The sequence below is a fragment of the Pseudomonas sp. KCJK8993 genome (genome assembly GCF_046230915.1).
Lineage (GTDB): Bacteria > Pseudomonadota > Gammaproteobacteria > Pseudomonadales > Pseudomonadaceae > Aquipseudomonas > Aquipseudomonas piscis.
The window spans coordinates 1-24,604 of record NZ_JBJJLO010000100.1; the positions used below are offsets into that span (position 1 = coordinate 1).

Consider the following 24,604-nt stretch of genomic DNA (forward strand, 5'->3'; position numbering starts at 1 on the left):
AACATTGACGCACCCAAGTTAAATCTCGAACTCCGACTGCAACGCCGCGCGCACGCAATACAACACGCCCTCGGGCACCCGGCCGGCGAACAACTCGATCACCTCGGCCACCGGCGGCAGCTCGCCCTCGCCATCGAGGAACGCGTCCTGGATTTCCCCCAGCAAGTCCTCGGGCAAATCCAGCGCCTGCTCCAGGGACAACTGCTGCTTGCCGATCGCTTCGGCCAGCAGGGTGTAGACGTTCTTTTCGGTGCATTGCAACTGACCGGCGATCTGCGCTGGAGTCATGCCGGCACGGGCCAGGGTGATCAGTTCGTGACGAATATCGGCAACCACCTTCGGCGCCTCGGCAGTTCCGCCCAGCACCTCGAGGAACGCCGCGCCATAGCGCTCCAGCTTGCGGGCACCGACGCCGCTGACCCGAGCCATCTCGGCCATGGAACCAGGCTGGCTGCGGAGCATTTCCAGCAAGGTCGAGTCGGGGAAGATGACATAGGGCGGCACGCCGTGCTCTTCCGCCAGCTTGCGGCGCAACGCCCGCAGCGCTTCCCACTGCTCGCGCTCTTCGCCCCGGACCAACTGGCTGGCCTGGCTGGTGCTCTTGGCCGCGGTTTGCGGCTTGAGATCGCGGCGCAGTTCCAGGGAGACTTCGCCCTTGAGCAACGGCCGGCAACTGTCACTCAAGCGCAGGCCGCCGTAGCCTTCCAGGTCGATGTCGGCCAACCCGCGAGCCACCAGCTGGCGGAACAGCGAGCGCCACTCGCCTTCGCTACGGGCCTTGCCGACACCGAACACCGACAAGTGCTGGTGACCGAAGCTACGGACCTTTTCCGTGTCCTTGCCCAACAGCACGTCCACCAGGTGCCCGACGCCATAGCGCTGGCCGGTGCGGTAGATCGCCGACAGCGCCTGGCGCGCCGGCTCGGTGGCATCCCAGGTCTGCACTCCATCGACGCAGTTGTCGCAATGACCGCAGGGCTGCGGCATGTCTTCATCGAAATAGGCCAGCAGCGCCTGGCGCCGGCAACGGGTTTCCTCGCACAGCGCCAGCATTGCGTCGAGCTTGTGCTGCTCGAGGCGCTTGTGGCGCTCGTCACCCTCGGAGTTCTGCAGCATCTGCTTGAGCATCAGCACGTCCTGCAGCCCATAGGCCATCCAGGCATCGGCCGGCAGGCCGTCACGACCGGCACGCCCGGTTTCCTGGTAGTAGGCCTCCAGGGATTTGGGCAGGTCCAGGTGGGCGACGAAACGCACGTTGGGCTTGTCGATGCCCATGCCGAAGGCGATGGTCGCCACCATGATCAGCCCCTCCTCGTTGAGGAAGCGTTTCTGGTGATAGGCGCGCAACTCGGCCGGCAGCCCCGCGTGGTAGGGCAAGGCGGTGAAGCCCTGCTCGCAGAGGAATGCCGCCACCTCGTCGACTTTCTTGCGCGACAGGCAGTAGACGATCCCGGCATCGCTGCGCCGCTCGTTGAGAAACGCCTGCAACTGCTTGCGCGGCTGCTCCTTGGGCACGATCCGATAGAAGATGTTCGGTCGATCGAAACTGGACAGGAAGCGCTCGGCGTTCTCCAGGTGCAGGCGATTGACGATCTCTTCGCGGGTTCGCTTGTCGGCGGTGGCCGTCAGGGCGATTCGCGGCACTTCGGGGAACATCTCCGCCAGTTGCCCCAATTGCAGGTACTCGGGACGGAAGTCATGCCCCCATTGGGATACGCAGTGGGCTTCGTCGATGGCGAACAGGGCAATATCCAGGCTCTGCAAGAACGCCAGCATCCGCGGCTGGACCAACCGCTCGGGAGCGAGATAGAGCATCTTCACTTCGCCACGCCGGATACGCACCGCCAGGTCACGCTGCTGCTCGGGGCTCAGGGTGGAGTTCAGCGCCGCGGCTGCGACCCCCAGTTCCTCCAGGGTAGCGACCTGGTCCTCCATCAGCGCGATCAATGGCGACACCACCACCGCCAGGCCGGGACGCAACAATGCCGGGACCTGGAAGCACAGGGACTTGCCGCCACCGGTGGGCATCAGCACCAGCGCATCACCACCGCTGGCCACGCGCTCGATGATCGCCCCCTGGCGACCACGGAAACTGTCGTAGCCAAAGATGTCCTTGAGGACGCGCTGAGCCTGTTCGAGCATGAAAAACTCCAAAAAATACGGAAATCGCCAGGGGAACGCCGCTACCCGGCCGCCTGTGCGATGGGTCATGGCATGGCGTCGCCGCCAGGTTGCAACGCCCACCTGCACCGGTGCCGGGAACCTCGGCAGCTGCCTGGGCGGGCGGCCCCGGCCTGGCCATCGGCCTGGCGGGTCACACGAAACGCGCGAGTATACCCGAGCCCTCCCCCGCAAAGGGCGCCGACAATGGACCGCTGGTAACCTTTGGAACCGCCCGCAGCTGCATCGTGGCTGGCCTGGGCGCTCAAGAAAGCCTAGAATTCAGCATCGTTTATTCCCCAAGGTAGCCGTCAATGTCCTTCGCTGAGCAACTAACCCGCCTGCAAGTCTTCCTCGATGCAGATGATCTGCACGACGAGGCGCTGGACTACGTGGCCGCTCACGGCTACCTGACCGCGCTGTCGATCTGCTCGGAAAACGTCCCGGAGCGTGAATGGATCGACACCCTCTTCGCCGAGGAGCCGCACTATCGCGACGACGCCGAGCGCGAAGCCATCGAATCGACCCTGCTGGCCCTGAAGGCGCACATCGCGCGCCAACTGGCCTCGGATGAAGAGTTCGAACTGCCATGCGATCTCGACCTGGGCGACGACCCGGACGACTCCGACCTGCGCGGCTGGTGCATCGGCTTCATGGAAGGCGTATTCCTGCGTGAAGCGGCCTGGTTCGAAACCGCCGAGGAAGAAGTCAGCGAGATGCTCCTGCCGATCATGGTGGGTTCCGGCCTGTTCGACGAACAGCCCGAGTTCTCCGATATCGCCAGCGATGCCAACCTGATGGACGACATGATCGTGCAGATTCCTGAAGCACTGACCGCGTTGTACCTGCTGTGCAACGCCCCCGACGAAAAACCGGCACTGCTCAAGCCTCGCCACCACTGAGCCTGAGCCTATGGCCAAGCCCATAGGCCAGCGTCCCCTGCTGTTGCGTTACGTTCTACTGGCCATCGGTTGGTCGAGCGTAGCGCTAGGGGTACTCGGCATCTTCCTCCCGGTACTGCCCACCACTCCTTTCCTGCTGCTGGCGGCCGCCTGCTTCGCTCGCAGTTCTCCGCGCTTCTACCGATGGCTGGTAGACCACCCGCGCCTGGGGCCATGGATCCGCGATTACCTGGAAGGCAACGGCATTCCGCTCAAGGGCAAGGTCTACGCGATCGGCCTGATGTGGCTGAGCATCGGCTTGTCCTGCTACCTGGTGCCATTGCCCTGGGCCCGCGGCTTCATGCTCACCAGCGCAGTGCTGGTCAGCATCTACATCCTGCGCCAGAAGACCCTGCGCCGGCCCTGAAAAACCCGAACGGGATCAGGGCTTGGCGTGGTTGCGCTGGTAGGTTTCGGCGCCCATGGCGGCGATCTGGCCTTCGATCAAGGCGTCGAAGGGACGCAGCAGCGGCTCGAACGAAGCCGGTGCCTCTAGGGCCTGCAACGCCTCGACTATGGCCTCCAGGGTCGACAAGGCGCCGGGACCGGGGGCCTTGCGCAGGCGATAGCGCGAGGTCGGCATAGCCTCCAGGGTGACCCGGGGCAATTGCGCCAACAGCGGGTTGAGGTGCAGCAGCTTGCGCGCCTTGCGCCAGGTGCCATCGGGGACCACCAGCAACATCGGCTCCTGGCTTGGCGAGTAGGCCCGCAGCGGTTGGGCAGCGTCCGCCGGGAACAGCAGGTGCGGCCGGTAACCGGGACGCCCGAGCAGCTCCGGCAGGTCCTCGAACACTTCCCCGACCCTCAGCTCGGCGTTGCTCAGCCCCAGTGCCGCCAGTCGCGCGGTATTCAGGGCGTGATTGACCTCGCTCGGGTGCTGCAACACCAATACCCGGGTGCGACTGGACAACCGTGGAATCAGTGGACACAGGCAATGGCCTGCTGGACGCAGGCATCGCTCGCAACGTGCTCGAGACATGAAAACTCCTTGCTACACCTGGTTCAGCTGGGCCTTGAGCAGGTCCCGGAAAGTCTGGATCAGCGGCTCCCGGCCACGGCCACGGCGCATGATCATGGAAAACGGCGCCTGGTAACCGAAAGTCGCCGGCAGCAGCACCCGCAAATCGCCCCTGTCGGCCCAGGCCTGGGCATAGTGCTCCGGCAGGTAGCCGATATAGGCCCCGGAGAGCACCAGGATCAACTGCGCCTCCATGCTCTCCACCGTCGCCGCGCTGTGCTTGAAGCCATGCCGGGCCAATTCGGCCTGGCTCCAATAACCACGCCCCACCATGCGCTGCTGGGTGATCACCTGCTCGGGGATCCGCCGCTCGCTGTACAGCGGATGGCGATTGCTGCAATACAACCAGTGCTGCTCGCGGTACAGCGGCATGTACACCAGGCCGCTCATGCGCGTGGAAAAAGCCCCGATGGCCAGGTCCAGGCGATTGTCCTGCACCCCCAATTGCAGCTCGTGGGGGCTCATCACCGACAAGTGCAGGTGTACCGCCGGGTGTTCCTGGCTATAGGCACCAATCGCCTCGGCGAACGGCAGGGCCTTGTCGCTCACGGTGGAGTCGATCACCCCCAGGTTCAGGGTGCCGCGCAACTCGCCCTTGAGGGCGGCGGCATACTGCTCGAAGCCCTCCAGCTCACCCAGCAGGCGCAGGGTTTCCTGGTGGAACAACTCGCCCTTGCTGGTCAGGCTGAACCCACCCCGCCCCCGGTGGCACAACACCAACCCCAAGGACGCTTCCAGCTGGCTCATGTAGGTGCTGATGGCCGACGTCGACAGATTGAGCTCATGCTGGGCATTGGCGAATCCCTGATGCCGCACCACGCTGACGAAGATGCGCAATAGTTTCAGATCAGGTAAAGCGTTGGCCATGACAGGCTCCGCTAGCAGGTGATAAACACACCTTCCCTGTGGCGAGCAAGCTCGCGTCGCTGGGCGGGCAAGCAGCTGCGATGACGTCCATGTGCACTTCCAATTGGCCCCGGCAACCCGGCTAACGGCGGCTGCGCCACCAGCCGGGGCCGAACGCCTGTGCCATGCAGGGCCTCGGAAAGCGCGCCAGAGTCTAGCCTGCCCGCTGCAATTAGTTTAGAAAAATCTGAACTAAGTATTTGTTCGTAGCGATTCTTTCTCCGCACTACATTTCGCAGAATCGGCCCCACTCGGTCGAACGGGCAGGACCTGCCGCGCCTTCGACCCCATAAATAGAACAACGATGAGGCCTATCCCGTGGACAAGACTCTCCACCAACCGCTGGGCGGTAATGAAATGCCGCGCTTTGGCGGCATCGCCACCATGATGCGTCTTCCCCATGTCCCCAGCCCTGCCGGCCTGGATGCCGCATTCGTCGGCGTTCCCCTGGACATCGGCACTTCGCTGCGCTCCGGCACTCGCTTCGGCCCGCGGGAGATCCGCGCCGAATCGGTGATGATCCGTCCCTACAACATGGCCACCGGCGCCGCGCCGTTCGACTCGCTGAACGTGGCCGATATCGGCGACGTGGCGATCAACACCTTCAACCTGCTGGATGCCGTGCGCATCATCGAGGAGGCCTACGACGCCATCCTCGAGCACAACGTCATTCCCCTGACCCTGGGCGGCGACCACACCATCACCCTGCCGATCCTGCGGGCCATCCACAAGAAACACGGCAAGGTCGGCCTGGTGCACATCGACGCCCACGCGGACGTCAACGACCACATGTTCGGCGAGAAGATCGCCCATGGCACCACCTTCCGCCGCGCCGTGGAAGAAGGCCTGCTGGATTGCGACCGCGTGGTGCAGATCGGCCTGCGGGCCCAGGGCTACACCGCCGAGGACTTCAACTGGAGCCGCAAGCAGGGCTTCCGTGTGGTGCAGGCCGAAGAGTGCTGGCACAAGTCCCTGGCCCCGCTGATGGCCGAAGTCCGCGAGAAGGTCGGTGACGGCCCGGTGTACCTGAGCTTCGACATCGACGGCATCGACCCGGCCTGGGCGCCAGGCACCGGCACCCCGGAAATCGGCGGCCTGACCACCATCCAGGCCATGGAGATCGTCCGTGGCTGCCAGGGCCTGGACCTGGTGGGTTGCGACCTGGTGGAGGTATCGCCACCCTACGACACCACCGGCAACACTTCGCTGCTGGGTGCCAACCTGCTCTATGAAATGCTCTGCGTACTGCCCGGCGTAACCCATCGCTGAGAACCAGGGCATGAGCCAGTGGCACTGCCTCCTCGACGCCGCAGCCGGATGGCTCGCGGCGCCGACGGTCGATGCCGGCTGGCGCCACCGCCGTCCCCAATCGTCGCTGTCCCGTGATGCCGAGTCGGCATCGCCGGGTAGGCGGCGGACCAGGGATGGTTTCGCGGTACGGACACGTAGCGCGAACAACGTCGTCGCCGGCCTGCAAGCCGATGCCGTCGTGTTTGTCCATGACGTGGCCACGATGCCGCGCATGCAAGGGGAGCAACACTTTAGCCAGGAGCGCGCCACCCTCGGGTCGCGCCAACAACAAGAAGGCCTATGGCTGGCCTGCCACGATTTTTTGTCCGCGATGCCGGAAGGGCTGCCACCCCCTTAGCCAATGTGATCGGAGCAGATCATGAATAACAACAACAAAGAAACACGCCTTAGCAGCATTGAAATCAACAGGGTCGAACAGATCCCCAGCCACGCACACGCAACGCGGGAGCTCGCGAGCGCCTGCGCCCCATTTCCGACGACATCCGGCCTGACGTGCCCGAGCGCACCAGTGGCTCATTGCGCGGCCTGTCGCCCCTCCTCGCCCGCTCTTCACTCGGTAGCTGCGGCAACGTTCTGTCGGGCCCCGGCCCGAAACCTGCAGAGACCTAACGCCCCCGAGGATCCGCGCGAGCATGCCCGGTGTAGCCCCCTGCGCCAAGTCGCCTGACCTGCGCGCGGTGGCGGGCCAGCCACCGCGGCACATGACCTGTTTGTTTCACATAAAAAAGATAATCGGAGACACGCCATCATGGCTCTAGATCTATTCGTCGTACTCATCTACGCCGCCGGCATGCTGGTGCTCGGCTACTACGGCATGCGCAAGGCCAAGACCCACGAGGACTACCTGGTGGCCGGACGCAACCTGGGACCGAGCCTGTACATGGGCACCATGGCCGCCACCGTGCTGGGTGGTGCGTCCACCGTCGGCACCGTGCGCCTGGGCTACGTCCATGGCATCTCCGGCTTCTGGCTGTGCGCCGCCCTCGGTGCCGGGATCATCGCCCTGAACCTGCTGCTGGCCAAGCCGCTGCTCAAGTTGCGGATCTTCACCGTGACCCAGGTCCTGGAAAAGCGCTACAACCCCATGGCCCGCCAGGCCAGCGCCGTGATCATGCTGGCCTATGCGCTGATGATCGGCGTGACCTCGATCCTTGCCATCGGCACCGTGCTGCAAGTGCTGTTCAACCTGCCGTTCTGGCTCTCGGTACTGCTGGGCGGCGGCGTAGTGGTGATCTACTCGGCGATCGGCGGCATGTGGTCGCTGACCCTGACCGATATCGTCCAGTTCGTGATCAAAACCGTCGGCCTGATGTTCCTGCTGCTGCCGATCTGCCTGTACCGCGTCGGCGGCTGGGATGAACTGGTGGCCAAGCTGCCGGCCGCGAGTTTCAGCTTCACCACCATCGGCTGGGACACCATCATCACCTACTTCATGATCTACTTCTTCGGCATCCTGATCGGCCAGGACATCTGGCAGCGGGTGTTCACCGCCAAGACCGAGAAGGTCGCCCAGTACGCCGGCACCCTGGCGGGTTTCTACTGCGTGCTCTACGGCCTGGCCTGCGCCCTGATCGGCATGGCCGCCCATGTGCTGCTGCCGGACCTGGACAACGCGAACAACGCCTTCGCCGCCATCGTCAAGGCCTCGTTGCCGGACGGCATCCGTGGCCTGGTGATCGCTGCCGCCCTGGCCGCCATGATGTCCACCGCCAGCGCCGGACTGCTGGCCGCGTCCACCACCCTGACCGAGGACCTGCTGCCACGGCTGCGTGGCGGCAAGCAATCGAGCCTGGGGATCAACCGTCTGTTCACCCTGCTCACCGGTATCGTGGTGCTGGGTATCGCGCTGGTGGTCAACGACGTGATCAGCGCCCTGACCCTGGCCTACAACCTGCTGGTAGGCGGCATGCTGATCCCGCTGATCGGGGCGATCTTCTGGAAGCGCGCCACCACCGCCGGGGCCATCGCCAGCATGAGCCTGGGATTCATCACCGCCCTGGTGTTCATGTTCAAGGACGGCCTGGATGCCAACACTCCGATCTACTACAGCCTGATGGCGGGCCTGGTGAGCTTCGTGGCGGTCAGCCTGGCTTCGCGGCGCACGGCCCCGCTGGCGAGTGCGATCTGAGCTGAAGTTTTTCTTCGACGGGTGCGGCGTCGGTGGCCGCACCCGTTTTTTTTCGCCCAGGCAACACAGCACGAGGCTTGCGGCATTTCCCAGGGGACGAATGGTCACCCCTGTGGCAAAAATCCTGTGCTGTACTCTGACTCAGCGACGATCGTTCCCGCAGGAGAACGGTACAAGGATCGCTGGCAGCAACTGTGCGCGCTATCGCATCACCCTTGGACGGGGTCATAACAATAAAAACCTCTCCCCCTGCCCCGAGGTGTTTATGGACCGTTTCGACATCCAGCAAAGCATCCGCCAGGCCATCGAAGCCCAAATGGCCCAGAAATGGCGGACCCCTCCCAGCCAGGCGCACACCAGCGACACCTACTCCCTGGACCTCAAGGCCCTGTTGCACAGCCTGGAAAGCGAGTTCGACATCCGGCTCGACGCCGAGCACGATCTGTACTGGATCCACTCCATCAGCGAGCTGAGCCTGTTCATCCTGGAAAAGACCCGGCGCCGGGACCTTCGCCCCATGCATCCGTGACCCGCGATCATCGCGCAAGACAGTTCGATGAACCGCAGCGAAGCCCGTCGGGCCGTGCATGCGCTCATTCGCTGCTGGTTGGGCGAACGCACCTGCCTGGACGATAGCAGCGAGCTGAGGGCCCTGGGGCTGGAACGGGATGACCTGGAAGAATTGCTGTGGCGCCTGGAAGACCGCTTTGGCCTATGCGTTCCCACCGGCGAGGAACAGCACGCGCTCCGGGAACTGCGTTGCGTTCATGAACTGATCGAATGGTTGCTGGAGATGTCCCGGCGACAAGAGGATTGATTCGCAGGACCGGCTTGCGGCCCGGCGTCAGGGAGCAACAGGCGAGAGCCGGGGCCTGTCCCGCTCTCGCAGCGAACTCAGCGACGGCGTTGCCGACGGCGCCGCAGTTCTTCCTCGGTAGGAATCGGCACCGGTTGCAGCGGTGGCTCGATCAGGCCCAGTGCGACGCCAAGGTCGTGCAGCCAGCTTTGCAGTTTATCTTTCATAGTGCCCCCTCAAGGGTCATGCCAAGCGGCTGTCATACGCCGCCTCAAGCAGATAATAGTCCTAAGTTTTCCCGTGCGCTGCCCTGTGATGGCAATGAACTGTTACTGGATTATGGCCAATCGCCCAGGACCGCTCATGCCGAGGCACGCACCGACTGCTCTATCGGACCAGCGGAGCCTTGCTGCAGTTCGATCCAGGCATTGAGGTTGGCCCCCACCATGCCCTTGCGCCACATCAGCCAGGTGGTGGAGTAGGCGAACGGTTCGGCCAGGGGATGCACCGCCACGCTTTCGCGCCCGGGCAAGCTGTCGAGCATCGAACGAGTCATCAGGGCAATCCCGGAACCGGCGATCACGCAGGCCAGCATGCCCTGGTAGGACTCGATCTCCATGGCCCGGCCCATTGCCGCATGGTAGTGGGCGAACCAGGATTCCAGGCGCATGCGATAGGAACAGCCCTGGCGAAAGGTGAATACCGCCCGCCCCTCGACATCCAGGGCCGTGTGCACCGGCGGATGATCGATCTCGCTGATCAATACCAGGCTCTCCCTGCACAAGGGCACGCCGTCCAACCCCGCCAGCTCCTTCGGCCCGTCCACCAGCGCGGCGTCCAGCCGTCCGGCGAGCAGCCCTTCGAGCAGCTCACCCGTGGGGCCGGATTGCACATGCAGGTTCACCGCCGGATAGGTACGGTGGTAACGCGCCAGGAGCCCGGGCAGGTGAATGGCCGCCGTGCTGTACATGGTACCCAGGACAAAATCGCCGGCCGGCTGGCCCCCCAGCACTGCCGCCTGGGCTTCGTCGTGCAGGGCGAACAGGCGCACGGCATAGTCCAGCAGTACCTTGCCCGCCGGCGACAGTTGCAGGCGCTGGCGCTGGCGCACGAACAACTCGACACCCAGTTGATCCTCCAACTGCTTGAGCCGGGTCGACAGGTTCGACGGCACCCGGTGCAGGCGCTCGGCGGCCCGGGTGATGGAGCCTTCCTCGGCTACGGCCTGGAAGATACGCAGTTGGCTGAACTCCATGACTTTCTCTAAAACTGAACAAGTTACTCAATATTATTCATTTTTAACGAAAGTCAATCGACTCTAGCCTGACGGTCATCCTTCCTGTCACTGGAACAACGACCATGTCTCCCCTGATCCGTCTGCTCGCCAGTTTCATTGCCCTGATGATGGCCATGGGCATTGGCCGCTTCGCCCTGACCCCGCAATTGCCGCACCTGATCAGCGAAGGCCAGGTCGACCTGACTGACGGCGGACTGATTGCCGCCGCCAACTACCTGGGTTATCTCATCGGTGCCCTGGATGCGATGCTGGCCCGACGCCCGTCCCAGGTGCGTGGACGCTTGCTGGGAGGGCTGTGGCTGTGCGTGCTGCTGACCCTGGCGTCGTTCTGGGCCCGGGGCTTCTGGCCGCATTGGCTGCTGCGTTTCGGCACCGGGGTGGCCAGCGCCTGGGCTCTGGTGATGATCACCGCCCTGAGCCAGCCCCTGGCCCAGGCTGCCGGGCGCCCGCGGCTGGGAGCCCTGGTGTTCGCCGGCCCCGGGCTGGGTATCATGCTCACCGGCCTGCTGGCCCTGGGCTGCAATCTGCTGGGGCACGACTCGGCCGACCTGTGGCTGCTGTACGCCGCAATGGCCTTGTTGATGCTGCTGGTCACCCTGCCGATCCTGCCCCAGGCCGACACCGATCCGCAGGGTGCCGTCCAGGCCAACCCGGTGAGCGAGCCAGGCGTGGGCCGCCTGGGGCTGGTCTACGGTTTGTACGGCGTGGGCTACATCATCCCCGCGACCTTTCTCGCGCAAATGGCCAGCGCCCGATTCCATGGCCAGTGGCAGGCCGACCTGTTCTGGCCCGGGTTCGGCATGGCCGCCGCCCTGGGGGTATTGCTGGTCAGCCTGCGCCGGCACTCTCCGGACAGCACCCGCCACTGGCTGGTCGCGACTTTGTGGCTACAGGCCATCGGCGTCTTCGCCTGCCTGCTGGACAGCGGCTGGGGGCTGTTGCTGGGGGTGCTGCTGTGCGGCGCGCCGTTCCTGGCCTGCATGCAACTGGTGATGCAACGCTCCCGGGAGCTGGCGCCCCACGCCGTCCAGCGCAACACCGGCCTGCTTACCGCCTGTTTCGCCGTGGGCCAGTTGAGCGGCCCACTCCTGGCGGCGCTGAGCAGCCACTTCAGTGGCAGCCTGCAACCGGCCCTGCTGGTTGCAGGTGGCGGCCTGCTGCTTGGCGGGGGCCTGCTGCTCGGCCGGCAACGGCTGCAGCCCTCGTGCGCGGCGCTGTCCTGAGCGGGCCGTTCAACCGTCCTTGATTGGCTCCCACAGGCGGGCGACATCCTCGAGACTGCTCGCCGCGACCCGAGCCAGGTTTCGGGGATAGTCGACCCCGGGGTTCTCACTGAAGCGGGTCGCGGTGAACTGGCCATTGCTGGCCCGCAGTACTAGCCGCTATCACGGCAAGCGGCGCTGGCCAGGTAGAGCACTCCCGGGGTCACCCATTCCGGCTTGAGCTCGACCGGGGCCTCGGTCACGCCCCACATCCGGGTCTTGGCCACCGGCGAGACGGCGTTCACCAGGATCCCGTGCTCCCGCCCCTCCATGCCCAGGGCATTCATGATGCCCAACTGGGCCATCTTGCCGGCCGCATAGGCCAACAGCCCGGGCTGGGCATACTGCTGGTACATGGCCCGGTCCGAGGTGGTCAGGACCACCCGCGCCGCGTCAGAACGCTTGAGATAGGGCCAGGCGTGCTTGCACAACCAGGTCGGTGCCTGCACGTTGACGTCCAGCGCCCGCGAAAGAAACTCGCGGTCGGTGTCCTCGATGCTCTGGTAACCGACCCAGCCGGCGTTATGGATGATGATGTCCACCCCGGCGAAAGTATCGACGGCCAGGGCCACCAACTGCCGGGCCGTGGCTTCATCGGCCAGGTCGCCGGCATGGGCGACCACCTGCCCGCCTTCGGCCTGCAGCATACGCGCCGCGGTGACGGCCACCTGCTCATCGGCGCCCGCGCCCAGGCGATCGGTGCCCAGGTCGCTGATCACCACCCGGGCACCCAGCCCGGCCAACGCGCGGGCATAGTCCAGGCCCAGGCCGCGCCCGCCCCCGGTGACGATGGCAGTCCTACCCTTGAAATCCATGCTGGCCTCTCCTGTTGTGTCGCCCGCACCTTAACAACAAACAACGGAAGGACTTGATACTTTATCGATGCGCCACTGATACCCCGCAGCTATCAGCCCGGGCCCGGTTGGAGCCTACCGGCGGCGCCTCTATGATGGCGGCGTGTCGCTCAATGCCAACGAGGGAATGCGAGAAATGGTCGAGACCCGCCTGCTCAGGCAGTTCATCGCGGTCGCCGAGGAACTGAACTTCCACAAGGCCGCCAACCGCCTGTTCATGGCGCAACCGGCCCTGAGCCAGGCTATCCATCGCCTCGAGCAGAAGCTCGGCTTCGGCCTCTTCATCCGCAACCGGCGCGAGGTCAGGCTGACCCCGGCCGGCTCGACATTCCTCAATGTCGCCTACTGCACCCTGAAGGACCTGGAGCAGGGTATCGAGCAAGCGCGCCAGGTCGGTGCAGGTATCGCCGGCCAGCTCACCATCTGCACCCTGTCCCTGACCTACTACGATGGCCTGCTCCATGGCCTGCGGCGTTTTCGCGAAAGCTATCCCAAGGTCCGGCTGGTCATCCGCGAGATGCCCTCCGCCAGCCAGGCCAAGGCCCTGTTGGAGGGCGAGGCGGATATCGCCTTCATGCGCCTGTTGCCCTTGCCTGCCGACTCCATCGAATCACGCTTGATCCTCGACGAGCGGATCCTCATGGCCCTGCCTGCCGGGCATCCACTGGCCAACAGCCAGGAGGTGCGCTTGCAGGAGTTTGCCGACGAGCCTTTCGTGTTCACCTCCCAGCCCCTGGGAAGCGGATACCACAGCCAGTTGATGGGCCTGTGTGCAGCCGCCGGTTTCCAGCCCCGGGTGGTCCAGGAAGCGGCGCGGGTCCATACCCAGATCGGCTTGGTAGCCTGTGGTTTCGGGGTGGCGCTGGTACCGGAATCGGTGGCCGATACCACCCTGCGGGGCAAGGTGGTGTTCCGCCCGATAACAGCGCTGGGGCGCAAGCCGAATCCCGGCATCGGCCTGTACATGAGCCACAACCGGCTCAACGCCTCGCCACTGCTGGAGAACTTCATCGACTTGCTGGATTTTGCGCCGCCGGCGTCCGCCGAAGTGGCCTGGGAACCGGCCCGGGGACGCAAAGCCCCCGGAGTGGAAGGGAACGAGCCTTAACTGAGCTCGATACGATCGGCGTGGATGACGATCTGGCCCTGCTTGTAGAGGGCGCCGATGGCCTTCTTGAAGTTGCCCTTGCTGACCCCGAACAGGCGGCTGATCAGAGCCGGGTCGCTCTTGTCGCTGACCTCCAGGGTGCCATTGCTTTCCCGCAGCTTGGCCAGGATCTTGGCATTCAGGCTGCTGGCGGCCTGGGCACCCACAGGTTGCAGGCTCAGGCTGATCTTGCCATCGGCACGCAGTTCCTTGATGAAACCCTTTTCCTGCATGCCGGAACGCAGGAACTTGAACACCTCGTTCTTGTGGATCAGGCCCCAGTGCTTGTTGTTGATGATCGCCTTGAAGCCCATGTCGGTGGACTCCACCACCAGCAGGTCGACTTCCTGGCCGGCCTGGTAGTTGGCCGGGGTCTTGTCCAGGTAACGGTCCAGGCGGGCGGTGGCGGTGATGCGGCGGGTATGGCGGTCCAGGTAGACATGCACCACGCAATAATCACCGGCATTGAGCTGGCGCTTTTCCTCGGAATACGGCAGCAGCAGGTCCTTGGACAGTCCCCAGTCCAGGAAGACGCCGATACTGTTGACTTCGACGACCTTGAGGCTGGCGAACTCACCGACCTGGACTTTCGGCTTCTCGGTTGTTGCAATCAACTTGTCTGCACTATCCAGGTAAACAAAAACGTTCAGCCAGTCTTCATCTTCACTGGGAATATCCTTGGGAATATAACGATTGGGCAGCAATATCTCGCCATCCGCACCGCCATCCAGATACAAACCGAAGTTGGTGTGTTTAACCACTTGCAAACTGTTGTAACGCCCGACTAAAGCCATTTCCAATACCCTCATTGCGTGGGCGGCATTCTACCTGTTTTCCATGGCCAGGTTGGTGCCGCTGTGGCGCCGCTGCGGAAAATCCGCGCCAGGTGGCGGTTTTCCCGGCTTTGGCGACAGGCTGCAGCCCATTCGTCAGGCCAGGAACCGCCGTCTTGGCCATTCGCCCTCGCTCCATGACGGCCATTGGCCTGGCAGGTCTTATTTAAAACAGCGACTTAGCGGCATATTCGAGATAACACTGCAGGAATAAGAAAAAACCCCGACCCGCACTAATATCCAGACAAACAAACAATTATCTGGCGACTCTGTTAGGATGGCTGGCCAAATTAATTTTCCCAAAGGTTAAATGGCAACCATGCGAGTAAAAAACTCCAACAGCAAAGTCAAACCTGCCCCCGTGGTGGAAACCAGCGAATCAATCAATGAACAGGTCGCCGCCTTCCTGAAATCCGGCGGCCAGATCCAGCAGATCGCCAAGGGCGTCAGCGGCCAGACCTTCAGCCCATCCAAGCAGATCAGCCTCGGCAAGAAGTAACACTCCTCCCGCTTTTCCTGGTCCCCTGGCGCTTGCCCCAAGCGCCGGGACTGGCGCCATCTTCTCCCCTCCCCAGCAAAAATCGACGAACGGCCCGAACCGGCAGGCCATGACCAGTATGCTTGCAGCCTCTGGATAAATCGTTTCAGCCATTCCAGGCTGTCACTCCCCGTAGTCCAAGGAGTGCTGCATGCGCACACCCACTTTCCTGGCCATCTGCCTGGCCTTGGCGTGTCCACTGGCCCAGGCGCAGATCTTCCAGCGCGAGCTGGGCGACTTCGACCTCAAGCTGGGCACCAGCCCCAGCCGCAGCATGGCCCAGGGCCTGGTCAAGCCAGCTTCCAGCGGCTCTTTCCATGGCGGCCTCGACCTGGGTCACGACAGCGGCTGGTACTTCGGCCAGTGGTCGCCAAGCCTGGGCCTGAGCCCCGCGAGCCGCCTGGAGGTCGATTCCTACCTGGGCTTCAAGCAGCCCCTCGACCAGAACCTGGGTTATGAACTGGGAGTGATCCACTACAACTATCCGCAATTGCGCACCCAGGACAGCCAGCAGCTCTACGGCGGCCTGAGCCTGCTGGGCAGCCGTTTCGGCGCGGCCTTCAGCAACGACCCGGACCGACGCAACAGCACCCTGTTCGCCGACTTGGGCGGCAACCCACCGTTCGGGATCGGGGTCAGCGTCAAGTACAGCACCTACCGCCTGAACAATGCCGTGTCGGTGGCCAAGGGCGGCTACATCTCCAGCTTCAACGACTGGTCGATCAAGTTCTCCCGCCCCTGGTTGGGGATCGATCTCAACCTGATCTACAGCGACTCCAGCCTCAACGGCAGCGATTGCCCGGCCTATTCCGGACACAACAGCCGCTGCGACGGCCTGCTGACCTTCAAGGCCGAGCGCAGCTTCTACTAGAAGAGCTGAACTGCCGGGAGCCTTCAGGGTTCAGATGCAGCAACCCGCACACCCAAGGACCTGGATATGTCGCGCCGGTGCTACCTCTTCATCGCCTTGCTGATCGCCAGCCTGCTGCTGGGCGCCTGTAGTCGGGTGGGCCTGGCCTACCGCAACCTGGACGTGATCATTCCCTGGACCCTGGACGACTATCTGGATATGAACCGCGAGCAGAAGAGTTGGCTCGACCAGCGTCTGCAGCAGCACCTGAGCTGGCATTGCAGCACCCAGCTACCAGGCTACCTGGACTGGCTCGACCGCCTGCAATCGATGATCCGCGACAACCAGGTCAATGATGCGGCGCTGCAGGCGCGCACCCAGGAAGCCAAGCAAGCCATCGCCACAATCGCCCGCCAGATCACCCCATCGGCCGTGGAGTTGCTGCAAGGCCTGGATGAGCGGCAAGTGGCGCAGATGAACAGCTCCCTGGCCAAGGACCTGCAGGAACACCGCGAGCAGTACCTCCAGCCGACCCTGGCACGGCAGATCGAACAGCGCAGCCAGCGCATGGAAAAACGCCTCAGGGCCTGGCTCGGCCCCTTGAACCCGCAACAGCGCCTGCGTGTCGAGCAATGGTCCGTATCCCTGGGCGAACAGAACCGCCAGTGGATTGCCAACCGCGCCCACTGGCAGGCACTGTTCAGCGCTGCAGTACAGCAGCGGCGGGCCAGCGACTTTGCGCAGCGCATCGAGCAATTGCTGGTGGACCGCGAAAGCCTGTGGACCGCCGACTACCGCCAGGCCTACGAGCACACCGAACAGGCCGCGCGCAGCCTCGTAGTGGACTTGATGGCCAGCAGCAGCCCCGAACAACGCCAGCGCCTGCTGAAGAAGATCGACAGCGTGCGCCAGGACTTCACCAACCTCAAATGCTTGCAGGACGCCCGCCGTCCCTGACTCAGGCGATCTGGGCCTTGGATGCCAGCTCGTCGAAGGTCAGGGGATCCAGGGCATCGGCCTGCTCGTCCAGCACCTGGCGTGGGTGCTCGTTGCCCGGAATGCTGCTGTCGAGCAAACACAACAAGCTCGAGCCCCGGGGCGTGAGGATGAAGTTCTCGCCGTTACCGCCCTCTTCTTCCGGCCTACTCCGGATGAACTCCCGGTCCAGCAGCAGTTTTTCGTACTCGGTGGCGGTACTTTTCAGTTCATCCAGGTTGCCCGTGGGCGCGCCTTCGGCGGCCATGGCCGCCGCATGCTGCTCGGCATAGGGCCTTGGAGTGAAGCTGTGGCCAGCACCGTTCTGCACTTCGTGCAGCAAGCGTTCGATCAAATCCCAGTCGTAATTCGCCATGTCGATTCAACCTCCAGAATGCAATGCCTTGCCTGAGTTGTGACCGGTGGCTAAGCCAGCCGTTCAGGAAATTCGCACCGCCTGGCAACTTGTCGATCGGCTTGGCCGCCAAACGACTAGCGTGCGTAGAACCCATCCCCGCCCTGAGGAACGACGTCATGGATATCAACGATCATCCCGTGGTCAGCCGGGAACAATGGCTGCAAGCGCGCAAGCAACATCTGCTCCACGAAAAGGCCTTCACCCGCCAACGCGACCGGCTCAGCGCCGAACGCCGGGCCCTGCCCTGGGTACGGATCGACAAGCCCTACCGCTTCCACGGCCCCCAAGGCGTACTGGAGCTGGCCGAGCTGTTCGGCGGTCGCAGCCAATTGGTGGTCTATCACTTCATGTTCGGTGACGGCTGGGAGGAAGGCTGCAAGGGTTGCTCATTCCTGGCCGATCATTTCGATGGGGCCAACCTGCACCTGGCCCACCATGACGTGGCGCTGGTGGCGGTGTCCCCCGCGCCCTACGAGCAGTTCCAGGCCTTTGGCCAGCGCATGGGCTGGCGCTTCGACTGGTTTTCCTGCGCCGGCAACGACTTCAACCAGGACTTCGGCGTCAGTTTCGACAGCGAACAGCTGGCCAGCGCCACAGCCAGCTACAACTACGCGCCAGTCAGCGGCAACGAGCTGGAGCGGCCCGGCCTGAGCGTGTTCTATCGCAACGAGCAGGGACAGATATTCCATACCTACTCCACCTATGCCCGGGGCCTGGACCTGCTGCTGGGGACATACAACTTCCTCGATCTCACGCCCAAGGGGCGCAACGAGGGGCCGATCATGAACTGGGTTCGCCATCATGACCGCTATGCGCCAACCCCAGGTGCAGAGCCGCGGGCGGGATGCTGCTGCGACCACTGAACGACGCGCACGATCGACGGTGGAACCGTAGTAGCGGTTCCACCACGGTGCCAGCTAAGCTGTAGGCATGACTCCTGCCTACCACAGCCTCCACGAATACACCCTGCGCATGAACCGGGTGCTGGAGCATATCGACCAACACCTGGACCAGCCCCTGGAGCTAAGTGACTTGGCGCAGGTGGCGCATTTCTCGCCTTTTCATTTTCATCGCCTGTTCAGCGCCTGGGTCGGCGAACCCCTGGGCGTCTATCTACGGCGCCGGCGCCTGGCCCGCGGCGCGTATCTGCTGGCCAGCCGCCCCGCTGCCTCGATCCTGGAGATCGCTCTGGAAGTCGGTTTCGGCTCCGGCGAGGCCTTTTCCCGGGCGTTCAAGCAGCACTTCTCAGTCTCGCCCAGCACCTGGCGCGACACCGAACCCAAGCGCTGGCACCGACGCCTGGACGACATTCGCGAACGCCGCCTGCGGCAATTGCGCAATCCTGATCAGACCCACATCCCGGCTTTCGACGACCCTGATGCCTTCATTCACCTGAAGGAGCTCACAATGAAGGTCACCATCAAGGAACTGCCTCCCGTCCGCGTCGCCTACCTGCGCTATATCGGCGCCTACGGACCGGGGATCGGCCTGTTCTGGCAGCAGACCGTCATCCCCTGGATGGCCGAGAACGGGCTGCTGGGCCGCGCACGCTATGGCATCGGGCATGATGACCCCTACGTCACCCCGCCCGAGAAATGTCGTTACGACGCCTGCGTCGAAGTCCCCCTCGACTTCAAAGGCCGCGCTCCCGCGGTCGTCACCACCCTGCCCGGCGGCCTTTATGCGATCACTCACTACCAGGGCAAAGGCCCCGATATCGCCGATACCTGGAGCGAGTTGTGCCGCGATTGGCTGCCCAAGAGCGGTATGCAGCCCGACGCGCGGCCAGCCTTCGAGCTGTATCCGCTGGACGCCTGGAACGATCGAACCGGTGATCTGGAGTTCGATATCTGCTTTCCGGTCAAGGCGCTGTAAGCCACAAAGAATCTGAATGCGCAGGAGGTAGCAGGCCGCCCGGATGCGAAGCTTATCCGGTGGATGCCCACCACGTTCCCAGCGCCGGTGGGCCGGAATGCAAGCCCGGCATTACGCTCACGATCCTGTAGTCGCCAGATGCAAACGGGGGAGCCTGTGCTCCCCCGTCATTTTTGCCAGGTTCATGACCAGAGCATTGGCCTCAGCGGGACGGAATGGCCCTGATATCGCGCACGATGAAGCGCGGCAGAACCCGGACATAGAAGGTCTCCACATCGGAGTTACCGCTGTTGGTAATCACCCCAAGCATGGTTTTCATATTGCGCAACTGGCCCATGGCGCCGGCAGGCTGGAGCCCATCGCGTTGCTGGGCGAAGTGCAACACTTCGGCACCGGCACGCTTGACCTGGACTTTGTAAGCGAAGTCGACACTGGCCAGGATCGTATTGTCATCGACGATCTTGGACACCAGCCCACCTTGGGAATCACTGAGCCGGCGCTTGTACACCGCCTCCACATCCAGCAGGTAATCGGCACTCTCCTTGGTGGCCGCGTAGCGATTGGCATTGCCCAGTTGCTGGATCAGCTCCGTGCCCAGTTGCTGGCGCAGTTTGTCCTCAGGCAAGAAGCGCGGGCTCTCCCCGATCAGTTGCAGATCGAAATGGTCGATCCAGTAGGTGGCGTCGGCAGGAATCCGCACGGGTTTGGACGAGATGTAGTAATCCGGCCGGGAGGCACACCCGACGAGCAAGACACAGGTGAACAACAGCGACAGCAGGCGCATTAAGGATCTTCCTTGAAAGCGATTTCGTTGGGTGCACTGGCTCGGATCAAGGAAACACATCCAGGCGCTTGGCGCTGGCCCATGATCCGGAACGCTTGAGGGGAAAACGCGAAGACTCGCCCCTAAGGGACAGCAGCGATACCAGGAAAGGCGCGCGATATTAGTTCGCCACCATCCAGGCGTCAATTCAACCCAGCTTGCAGAACGGGCGTGCCGGGGTTGATCCAACTGAACTTTGCCCGCTCCTGGCGCCTCAACCGGATGTCCCCCTGCCCGCCACATGAGGCACTGCCCATGAAAACCCTGAACCTGCTCACCCTCGCCGGCAGCCTGCTGCTGGCCCTGCCCGCCTGGGCCTGTACCCCGGACGAAGCCAGCGCCAAGCGCGAGCAACTGGCCCGGGAGGTCAGCAAGATCACCGAGCAGAACCCGACCAAGGCCAAGGAAATCAACGATGAGTTGCAGAAGATGAACCTTGGCAGCGCCAGCAAGGATCTGCCCGACGATTGCCAGTTGATCGACCAACGCCTCAAGGAATTGGCCGACGCCGAGCAAAAAGCCGACCGCTGAAAGTCCGGAAAACTAAAAGCCCGGGCCAGGTCCGGGCTTTTCATGGCGCTCAGGCCTGCACTTTACTCAGCGGCCGGCGCGGGCTTGCGGCGCTTGAGCGGCGCCAGGCCGTCCTGGCTGACCAGGGCCGGACCGTCGCTCTTCGGCCGGTTGGCGCTCTTGCGCTTGGTCGGTGACTTGGCCAGGGACTTTTTCTTGTCGCCCTTGGCATCGGTCTTTTTCTTCTTGGTACCCGCGGCCTTGCCCGAGGCCTTGACCTTCTTCGGACCGCCGTAGGTGCCCTTGACCTCCTTGATGGTGCGACGCTCGAAGCTCTGCTTGAGGTAGCGCTCGATGCTCGACATCAGGTTCCAGTCGCCATGGCAGATCAGCGAGATGGCCAGGCCTTCGTTGCCGGCGCGGCCGGTACGGCCGATGCGGTGCACGTACTCGTCGCCACTGCGAGGCATGTCGAAGTTGATCACCAGGTCCAGGCCCTCGACGTCCAGGCCGCGGGCAGCGACATCGGTGGCCACCAGGATCTTCACCCCGCCCTGCTTCAGGCGGTCGATGGCCAGCTTGCGATCCTTCTGGTCCTTGTCGCCATGCAGGACGAACGCCTTGTAGTCCTGGGCCACCAGGCGGCCGTAGATGCGGTCGGCCATGACCCGGGTGTTGGTGAAGATAATGGCCTTCTGGTAGGTCTCGTTGGCCAGCAGCCAGTTGACGATCTGCTCTTTGTGCTGGTTGTGGTCGGCCGTGATGATCTGCTGGCGCGTGGTCTCGTTGAGCTGGCTGACGCTGTTGAGTTGCAGGTGCTCGGGGTTATCGAGGACCTTGGCGACCATTTCCCGCAGGCCGGAACCACCAGTGGTGGCGGAGAACAGCATGGTCTGCTGGCGGCTCGGGCATTCATCCACCAGGCGTTGCACGTCTTCGGCAAAACCCATGTCGAGCATGCGGTCGGCTTCGTCGAGCACCAGCACTTCGACTTCCTTGAGGTCCAGGTTGCCGGCGTTGAGGTGTTCCAGCAGGCGGCCCGGGGTGCCGATGAGAATGTCCGGCACCTTGCGCAGCATGGCGGCCTGGACCTTGAAATCCTCGCCGCCGGTGATCAGGCCGGACTTGATGAAGGTGAACTGGGAGAAACGCTCGGCTTCCTTCAGGGTCTGCTGGGCCAGTTCCCGGGTCGGCAGCAGGATCAGGGTCTTGATGCTGACGCGGATCTTCGCCGGGCCGATCAGGCGATTGAGGATCGGCAGGATGAAGGCCGCGGTCTTACCGCTGCCGGTCTGTGCCGTCACCCGCAGGTCACGCCCTTGCAGCGCGAGCGGAATAGCCGCGGCCTGTACCGGAGTCGGCTCGACAAATTTAAGCTCGGCCACGGCTTTGAGCAGGCGTTCGTGCAGGGCGAATTGGGAAAACACGGGGTGCTACCTCGAAGATGTGCAGAAAAACAGCTGCATAGGGTAACGGTTTCGAGCGCCAAGGCCGAGTTTCTTTGTGCAAACGGTGGCAAAGAGTTGTTTTTTTGTTAGCCGATTTTTCTCACGCCGTAACTTTGCCGGGGTTAGATGCTCTAATCCCCCCTTGTGCCACACAGAAGAATCGTTTTAGCCCATGGACTTCAAACAGCTCTGGCTCGATACCCAGGACCTCTGGGGAGCCCTCGACCAACACCCGCTCCTCCACGCCGGCCTGGGCCTGGCCCTGTTGCTGGTGGTCGCCCTGGTACTCGGACGGGTGGCCCGCTACCTGGTGCTGCATGGCGTGCGGTTGCTGGGTCGGCAAGCGGCCCTGCACTGGCTCAACGACCTACGCCAGAACAAGGTGTTCCACCGCCTGGCGCAGATGACTCCGTCCCTGGTGATCCAGTTCGGCCTGCACCTGGTCCCGGAGTTGAGCCAGGCCAGCCAGCTGTTCCTCGGCAACCTGGCCATGGCCTTTACCATCCTGTTCCAGCTGCTGGCCCTGAGTGCCCTGCTCAACGCCCTGCTGGACATCTACGCCCGTACCGAGCACGCCCGCACCCGCTCGATCAAGGGTTATGTGCAACTGGCGAAGATGGTGCTGTACGTGTTCGGCGCCATCATCATCGTCGCCACGCTCATCGACCGCTCGCCGCTGCTGCTGCTCTCGGGCCTGGGCGCCATGTCGGCGGTGATCCTGTTGGTGTACAAGGACACCCTCTTGTCCTTCGTCGCCAGCGTGCAGCTGACCAGCAACGACATGCTGCGGGTCGGCGACTGGATCGAAATGCCCCAGGTGGGCGCCGACGGCGACGTGGTGGACATCACCTTGCACACGGTCAAGGTACAGAACTTCGACAAGACCATCGTCTCGATCCCCACCTGGCGGCTGATGTCCGAATCGTTCCGCAACTGGCGCGGCATGCAGCAATCCGGCGGCCGGCGGATCAAGCGCAGCCTGTTCATCGACGCCAGCGGCGTGCGCTTCCTGCATGACGACGAAGAGGCGCGGCTGAGCGGAGTACGCCTGCTCACCGACTACATCGGGCGCAAGCAGGCCGAGCTCAAAAGCTGGAACGAGGCCCAGGGCAACGTTGCCGCGCTGGCGGCCAACCGTCGGCGCATGACCAACCTCGGTACCTTCCGCGCCTATGCCCTGGCCTACCTGAAGAGCCACCCCGAGATCCAGCCGAACATGACCTGCATGGTGCGCCAGATGCAGACCACGGCCCAGGGCATTCCCCTGGAGATCTACTGTTTCACCCGCACCACGGTGTGGGCCGACTACGAACGGATCCAGGGGGATATCTTCGACTACCTGCTGGCGGTGATGCCGGAGTTCGGCCTGAGCCTGTACCAGCAACCCAGCGGCAGCGACCTGCGGGCCGGCCTGCTGCCGGCGGTACTGGGCGCCAGCCATATCGGCCCGAGCGAGAAACAGGCGCTCTGACCCATGCCGATCAGTCAAGGAACGGTGAGGAGCGAGGCTTGCCCGCGATGGACCTCAGAGCGCTGCGTTTACCCGGTGAACACGCGCCACCGTTTACGCCCCTCGCGAGCAATCGAGCGTCGATCGGCTGCCCCTACAGGGGGCCGCCTCGCTTGACTGACCGGCACTAGGCGCTCTGCGCCCAACGCAAACGCCAGCCCCCCCAATTCCTGGCGTTTCAGGCTGCCGTCGGCGCTGCCTGGGACAGCGGGTCGGGCAGCGAACGGCAAGCCATCAGGATGAACAGCACGGACAGCAACGCGCACGCAGCCCCCAGGCCAATCGCCGCACCGTAGCCCTGGTACAGGTCGAACAGCCAGCCGGCGAGACTGCCACCCAGCAATGCCGCGATACCTACCGACATGTACAGGGCACCAAGGATCGCCCCCAGGTTGGCGGTGCCGAACCAATCGGCCGCCACCGCCGGGTAGAGCGAAATGCAACCGCCGTTGGCCACGCCAAAGCACAGGGCGAACAACGCCAGGGCCATGAAGCCATCGGCCAGCAGCCACAGCAGGTTCAACAGCACCAGGGCCAAGGTCAGGGCGATCAGCAGGCGCCGGCTGCCGATCCGGTCGCCCAGGCTACCGAGGAACAAGCGGCCGCCGACGTTGCCGACGCCGATCAGGCCAATCAGCAAGTTGGCTGCGGACACCCCCAGCCCCGCCTGCCGGGCATAGGGATTGATGTGCACCAACGCCACGAACAGCCCCACCGAACCGCACAGGATCGCCGCGAAGTACCACCAGAAGCGCGCCATGCCCAAGGCTTCGGCCAGGCACAGGCCGGCCGTGGCCACCTGGGGCCGCTCGGCCATGGCGGGCAGGCCGTCCGCGAACAGCCCCAGCTCCTGGGGGCCGCTGCGCATCAGGGCCGTGGCAGCCAGGCCGAGCAGCAGGATCGCGCCGGCGAAGATCTGCAGGGTCGCCTCCCAGGAAAAATGCTCCATCAGCCAGCCGGCCAGCAGCGGCCCGGCAAAAGTCCCGACCCCGGTTCCCGCCAGG

26 protein-coding genes and 1 pseudogene are annotated in these 24,604 nt (G+C 63.7%); 16 read left to right on the top strand and 11 right to left on the bottom strand.

What is annotated here, in order from left to right:
- Positions 1-18: 18 nt before the first annotated feature.
- Complete coding sequence (recQ, locus tag ACK6AU_RS24635; RefSeq protein ID WP_185698107.1) at positions 19-2,142, bottom strand: DNA helicase RecQ; 2,124 nt, start codon at positions 2,140-2,142, stop codon at positions 19-21.
- 332 nt (positions 2,143-2,474) lie between these two features.
- Between recQ and ACK6AU_RS24640 the strand changes: the two genes are divergently transcribed.
- Positions 2,475-3,062 (top strand): YecA family protein, encoded by a 588-nt coding sequence (locus ACK6AU_RS24640; RefSeq protein WP_185698106.1) that lies wholly within the window; start codon positions 2,475-2,477, stop codon positions 3,060-3,062.
- A 10-nt stretch (positions 3,063-3,072) separates the two neighbouring features.
- Positions 3,073-3,468 carry a YbaN family protein gene (locus ACK6AU_RS24645; RefSeq protein ID WP_152896936.1) on the top strand — a complete coding sequence of 132 codons (396 nt, stop codon included), beginning with the start codon at positions 3,073-3,075 and terminating at the stop codon, positions 3,466-3,468.
- Between the two features lie 15 nt (positions 3,469-3,483).
- Here the strand turns inward: ACK6AU_RS24645 and ACK6AU_RS24650 are convergent, their stop codons facing one another.
- Together ACK6AU_RS24650 and ACK6AU_RS24655 are read right to left on the bottom strand one after the other, a co-directional pair.
- Positions 3,484-4,080: a tRNA-uridine aminocarboxypropyltransferase gene (locus ACK6AU_RS24650; RefSeq protein WP_409301960.1), complete on the bottom strand. Its 597-nt coding sequence runs from the start codon at positions 4,078-4,080 to the stop codon at positions 3,484-3,486.
- Between the two features lie 12 nt (positions 4,081-4,092).
- Positions 4,093-4,986, bottom strand: coding sequence for a LysR family transcriptional regulator (locus tag ACK6AU_RS24655; RefSeq protein ID WP_031321135.1), 894 nt, complete (start codon positions 4,984-4,986; stop codon positions 4,093-4,095).
- 357 nt (positions 4,987-5,343) lie between these two features.
- Between ACK6AU_RS24655 and speB the strand changes: the two genes are divergently transcribed.
- From speB to ACK6AU_RS24680, 5 genes are all read left to right on the top strand, one after another.
- Complete coding sequence (speB, locus tag ACK6AU_RS24660; RefSeq protein WP_185698104.1) at positions 5,344-6,294, top strand: agmatinase; 951 nt, start codon at positions 5,344-5,346, stop codon at positions 6,292-6,294.
- Positions 6,295-6,304: 10 nt separating this feature from the next.
- Positions 6,305-6,673, top strand: coding sequence for a DUF4440 domain-containing protein (locus tag ACK6AU_RS24665; RefSeq protein WP_409301963.1), 369 nt, complete (start codon positions 6,305-6,307; stop codon positions 6,671-6,673).
- Positions 6,674-7,084: 411 nt separating this feature from the next.
- A complete protein-coding gene (locus tag ACK6AU_RS24670; protein WP_185698102.1) occupies positions 7,085-8,464 on the top strand; it encodes a sodium:solute symporter in 1,380 nt (459 codons plus the stop codon).
- Positions 8,465-8,729: 265 nt separating this feature from the next.
- Positions 8,730-8,993, top strand: coding sequence for an acyl carrier protein (locus ACK6AU_RS24675; RefSeq protein ID WP_409301965.1), 264 nt, complete (start codon positions 8,730-8,732; stop codon positions 8,991-8,993).
- A gap of 27 nt (positions 8,994-9,020) precedes the next feature.
- Positions 9,021-9,281 (top strand): acyl carrier protein, encoded by a 261-nt coding sequence (locus ACK6AU_RS24680; protein WP_409301967.1) that lies wholly within the window; start codon positions 9,021-9,023, stop codon positions 9,279-9,281.
- Between the two features lie 77 nt (positions 9,282-9,358).
- On the opposite strand, the gene ACK6AU_RS24685 is transcribed toward ACK6AU_RS24680, so the two are convergent.
- Together ACK6AU_RS24685 and ptrR are read right to left on the bottom strand one after the other, a co-directional pair.
- The gene (locus ACK6AU_RS24685) at positions 9,359-9,487 is read right to left on the bottom strand and encodes a PA1414 family protein (protein ID WP_022642969.1); all 129 of its coding nucleotides are present in this window, start codon (positions 9,485-9,487) and stop codon (positions 9,359-9,361) included.
- Positions 9,488-9,621: 134 nt separating this feature from the next.
- Entirely contained in the window at positions 9,622-10,515 is an 894-nt protein-coding gene (ptrR, locus tag ACK6AU_RS24690) for a putrescine utilization regulator PtrR (protein ID WP_185698099.1), read from the bottom strand.
- 104 nt (positions 10,516-10,619) lie between these two features.
- Here ptrR and ACK6AU_RS24695 point away from each other — a divergent pair, with 104 nt between their 5' ends.
- Positions 10,620-11,780 carry an MFS transporter gene (locus tag ACK6AU_RS24695; protein ID WP_409301969.1) on the top strand — a complete coding sequence of 387 codons (1,161 nt, stop codon included), beginning with the start codon at positions 10,620-10,622 and terminating at the stop codon, positions 11,778-11,780.
- A 9-nt stretch (positions 11,781-11,789) separates the two neighbouring features.
- Here ACK6AU_RS24695 and ACK6AU_RS24700 read toward each other — a convergent pair.
- Positions 11,790-12,634: pseudogene (locus ACK6AU_RS24700) on the bottom strand (SDR family NAD(P)-dependent oxidoreductase).
- 175 nt (positions 12,635-12,809) lie between these two features.
- On the opposite strand from ACK6AU_RS24700, the gene ACK6AU_RS24705 reads away from it, so the two are divergent.
- A complete protein-coding gene (locus ACK6AU_RS24705) occupies positions 12,810-13,781 on the top strand; it encodes a LysR family transcriptional regulator (protein WP_409301971.1) in 972 nt (323 codons plus the stop codon).
- On the opposite strand, the gene ACK6AU_RS24710 is transcribed toward ACK6AU_RS24705, so the two are convergent.
- A complete protein-coding gene (locus ACK6AU_RS24710) occupies positions 13,778-14,614 on the bottom strand; it encodes a S1 RNA-binding domain-containing protein (protein ID WP_409301973.1) in 837 nt (278 codons plus the stop codon). The two genes, ACK6AU_RS24705 and ACK6AU_RS24710, sit on opposite strands and share 4 nt — an antisense overlap.
- Before the next feature lie 349 nt (positions 14,615-14,963).
- Between ACK6AU_RS24710 and ACK6AU_RS24715 the strand changes: the two genes are divergently transcribed.
- From ACK6AU_RS24715 to ACK6AU_RS24725, 3 genes are all read left to right on the top strand, one after another.
- The gene (locus ACK6AU_RS24715; RefSeq protein WP_185698094.1) at positions 14,964-15,152 is read left to right on the top strand and encodes a hypothetical protein; all 189 of its coding nucleotides are present in this window, start codon (positions 14,964-14,966) and stop codon (positions 15,150-15,152) included.
- A gap of 190 nt (positions 15,153-15,342) precedes the next feature.
- Positions 15,343-16,062, top strand: a complete 720-nt coding sequence (locus ACK6AU_RS24720; protein ID WP_185698093.1) for a TorF family putative porin — start codon at positions 15,343-15,345, stop codon at positions 16,060-16,062.
- Positions 16,063-16,128: 66 nt separating this feature from the next.
- Positions 16,129-16,998 (top strand): DUF6279 family lipoprotein, encoded by an 870-nt coding sequence (locus ACK6AU_RS24725; protein WP_409301976.1) that lies wholly within the window; start codon positions 16,129-16,131, stop codon positions 16,996-16,998.
- A gap of 1 nt (position 16,999) precedes the next feature.
- Here the strand turns inward: ACK6AU_RS24725 and ACK6AU_RS24730 are convergent, their stop codons facing one another.
- Positions 17,000-17,392 carry a transcriptional regulator gene (locus tag ACK6AU_RS24730; protein WP_409301978.1) on the bottom strand — a complete coding sequence of 131 codons (393 nt, stop codon included), beginning with the start codon at positions 17,390-17,392 and terminating at the stop codon, positions 17,000-17,002.
- A gap of 158 nt (positions 17,393-17,550) precedes the next feature.
- Between ACK6AU_RS24730 and ACK6AU_RS24735 the strand changes: the two genes are divergently transcribed.
- Both ACK6AU_RS24735 and ACK6AU_RS24740 read left to right on the top strand, forming a co-directional pair.
- Positions 17,551-18,297, top strand: coding sequence for a DUF899 domain-containing protein (locus tag ACK6AU_RS24735; RefSeq protein ID WP_409301980.1), 747 nt, complete (start codon positions 17,551-17,553; stop codon positions 18,295-18,297).
- Positions 18,298-18,364: 67 nt separating this feature from the next.
- Positions 18,365-19,309 carry a GyrI-like domain-containing protein gene (locus ACK6AU_RS24740; RefSeq protein WP_185698089.1) on the top strand — a complete coding sequence of 315 codons (945 nt, stop codon included), beginning with the start codon at positions 18,365-18,367 and terminating at the stop codon, positions 19,307-19,309.
- A 202-nt stretch (positions 19,310-19,511) separates the two neighbouring features.
- Here the strand turns inward: ACK6AU_RS24740 and ACK6AU_RS24745 are convergent, their stop codons facing one another.
- Positions 19,512-20,093, bottom strand: coding sequence for a hypothetical protein (locus ACK6AU_RS24745; RefSeq protein WP_185698088.1), 582 nt, complete (start codon positions 20,091-20,093; stop codon positions 19,512-19,514).
- 294 nt (positions 20,094-20,387) lie between these two features.
- Here ACK6AU_RS24745 and ACK6AU_RS24750 point away from each other — a divergent pair, with 294 nt between their 5' ends.
- A complete protein-coding gene (locus tag ACK6AU_RS24750) occupies positions 20,388-20,663 on the top strand; it encodes a hypothetical protein (RefSeq protein WP_185698087.1) in 276 nt (91 codons plus the stop codon).
- 62 nt (positions 20,664-20,725) lie between these two features.
- Here the strand turns inward: ACK6AU_RS24750 and ACK6AU_RS24755 are convergent, their stop codons facing one another.
- Positions 20,726-22,069 (bottom strand): DEAD/DEAH box helicase, encoded by a 1,344-nt coding sequence (locus ACK6AU_RS24755; protein WP_185698086.1) that lies wholly within the window; start codon positions 22,067-22,069, stop codon positions 20,726-20,728.
- 193 nt (positions 22,070-22,262) lie between these two features.
- Here ACK6AU_RS24755 and ACK6AU_RS24760 point away from each other — a divergent pair, with 193 nt between their 5' ends.
- On the top strand, positions 22,263-23,561 hold the full coding sequence (locus tag ACK6AU_RS24760) for a mechanosensitive ion channel family protein (protein WP_409301983.1): 1,299 nt from the start codon (positions 22,263-22,265) through the stop codon (positions 23,559-23,561).
- A gap of 217 nt (positions 23,562-23,778) precedes the next feature.
- Here ACK6AU_RS24760 and ACK6AU_RS24765 read toward each other — a convergent pair.
- Positions 23,779-24,604: MFS transporter (locus ACK6AU_RS24765; protein ID WP_409301985.1), on the bottom strand; the 826-nt coding region annotated here is incomplete at its 5' end.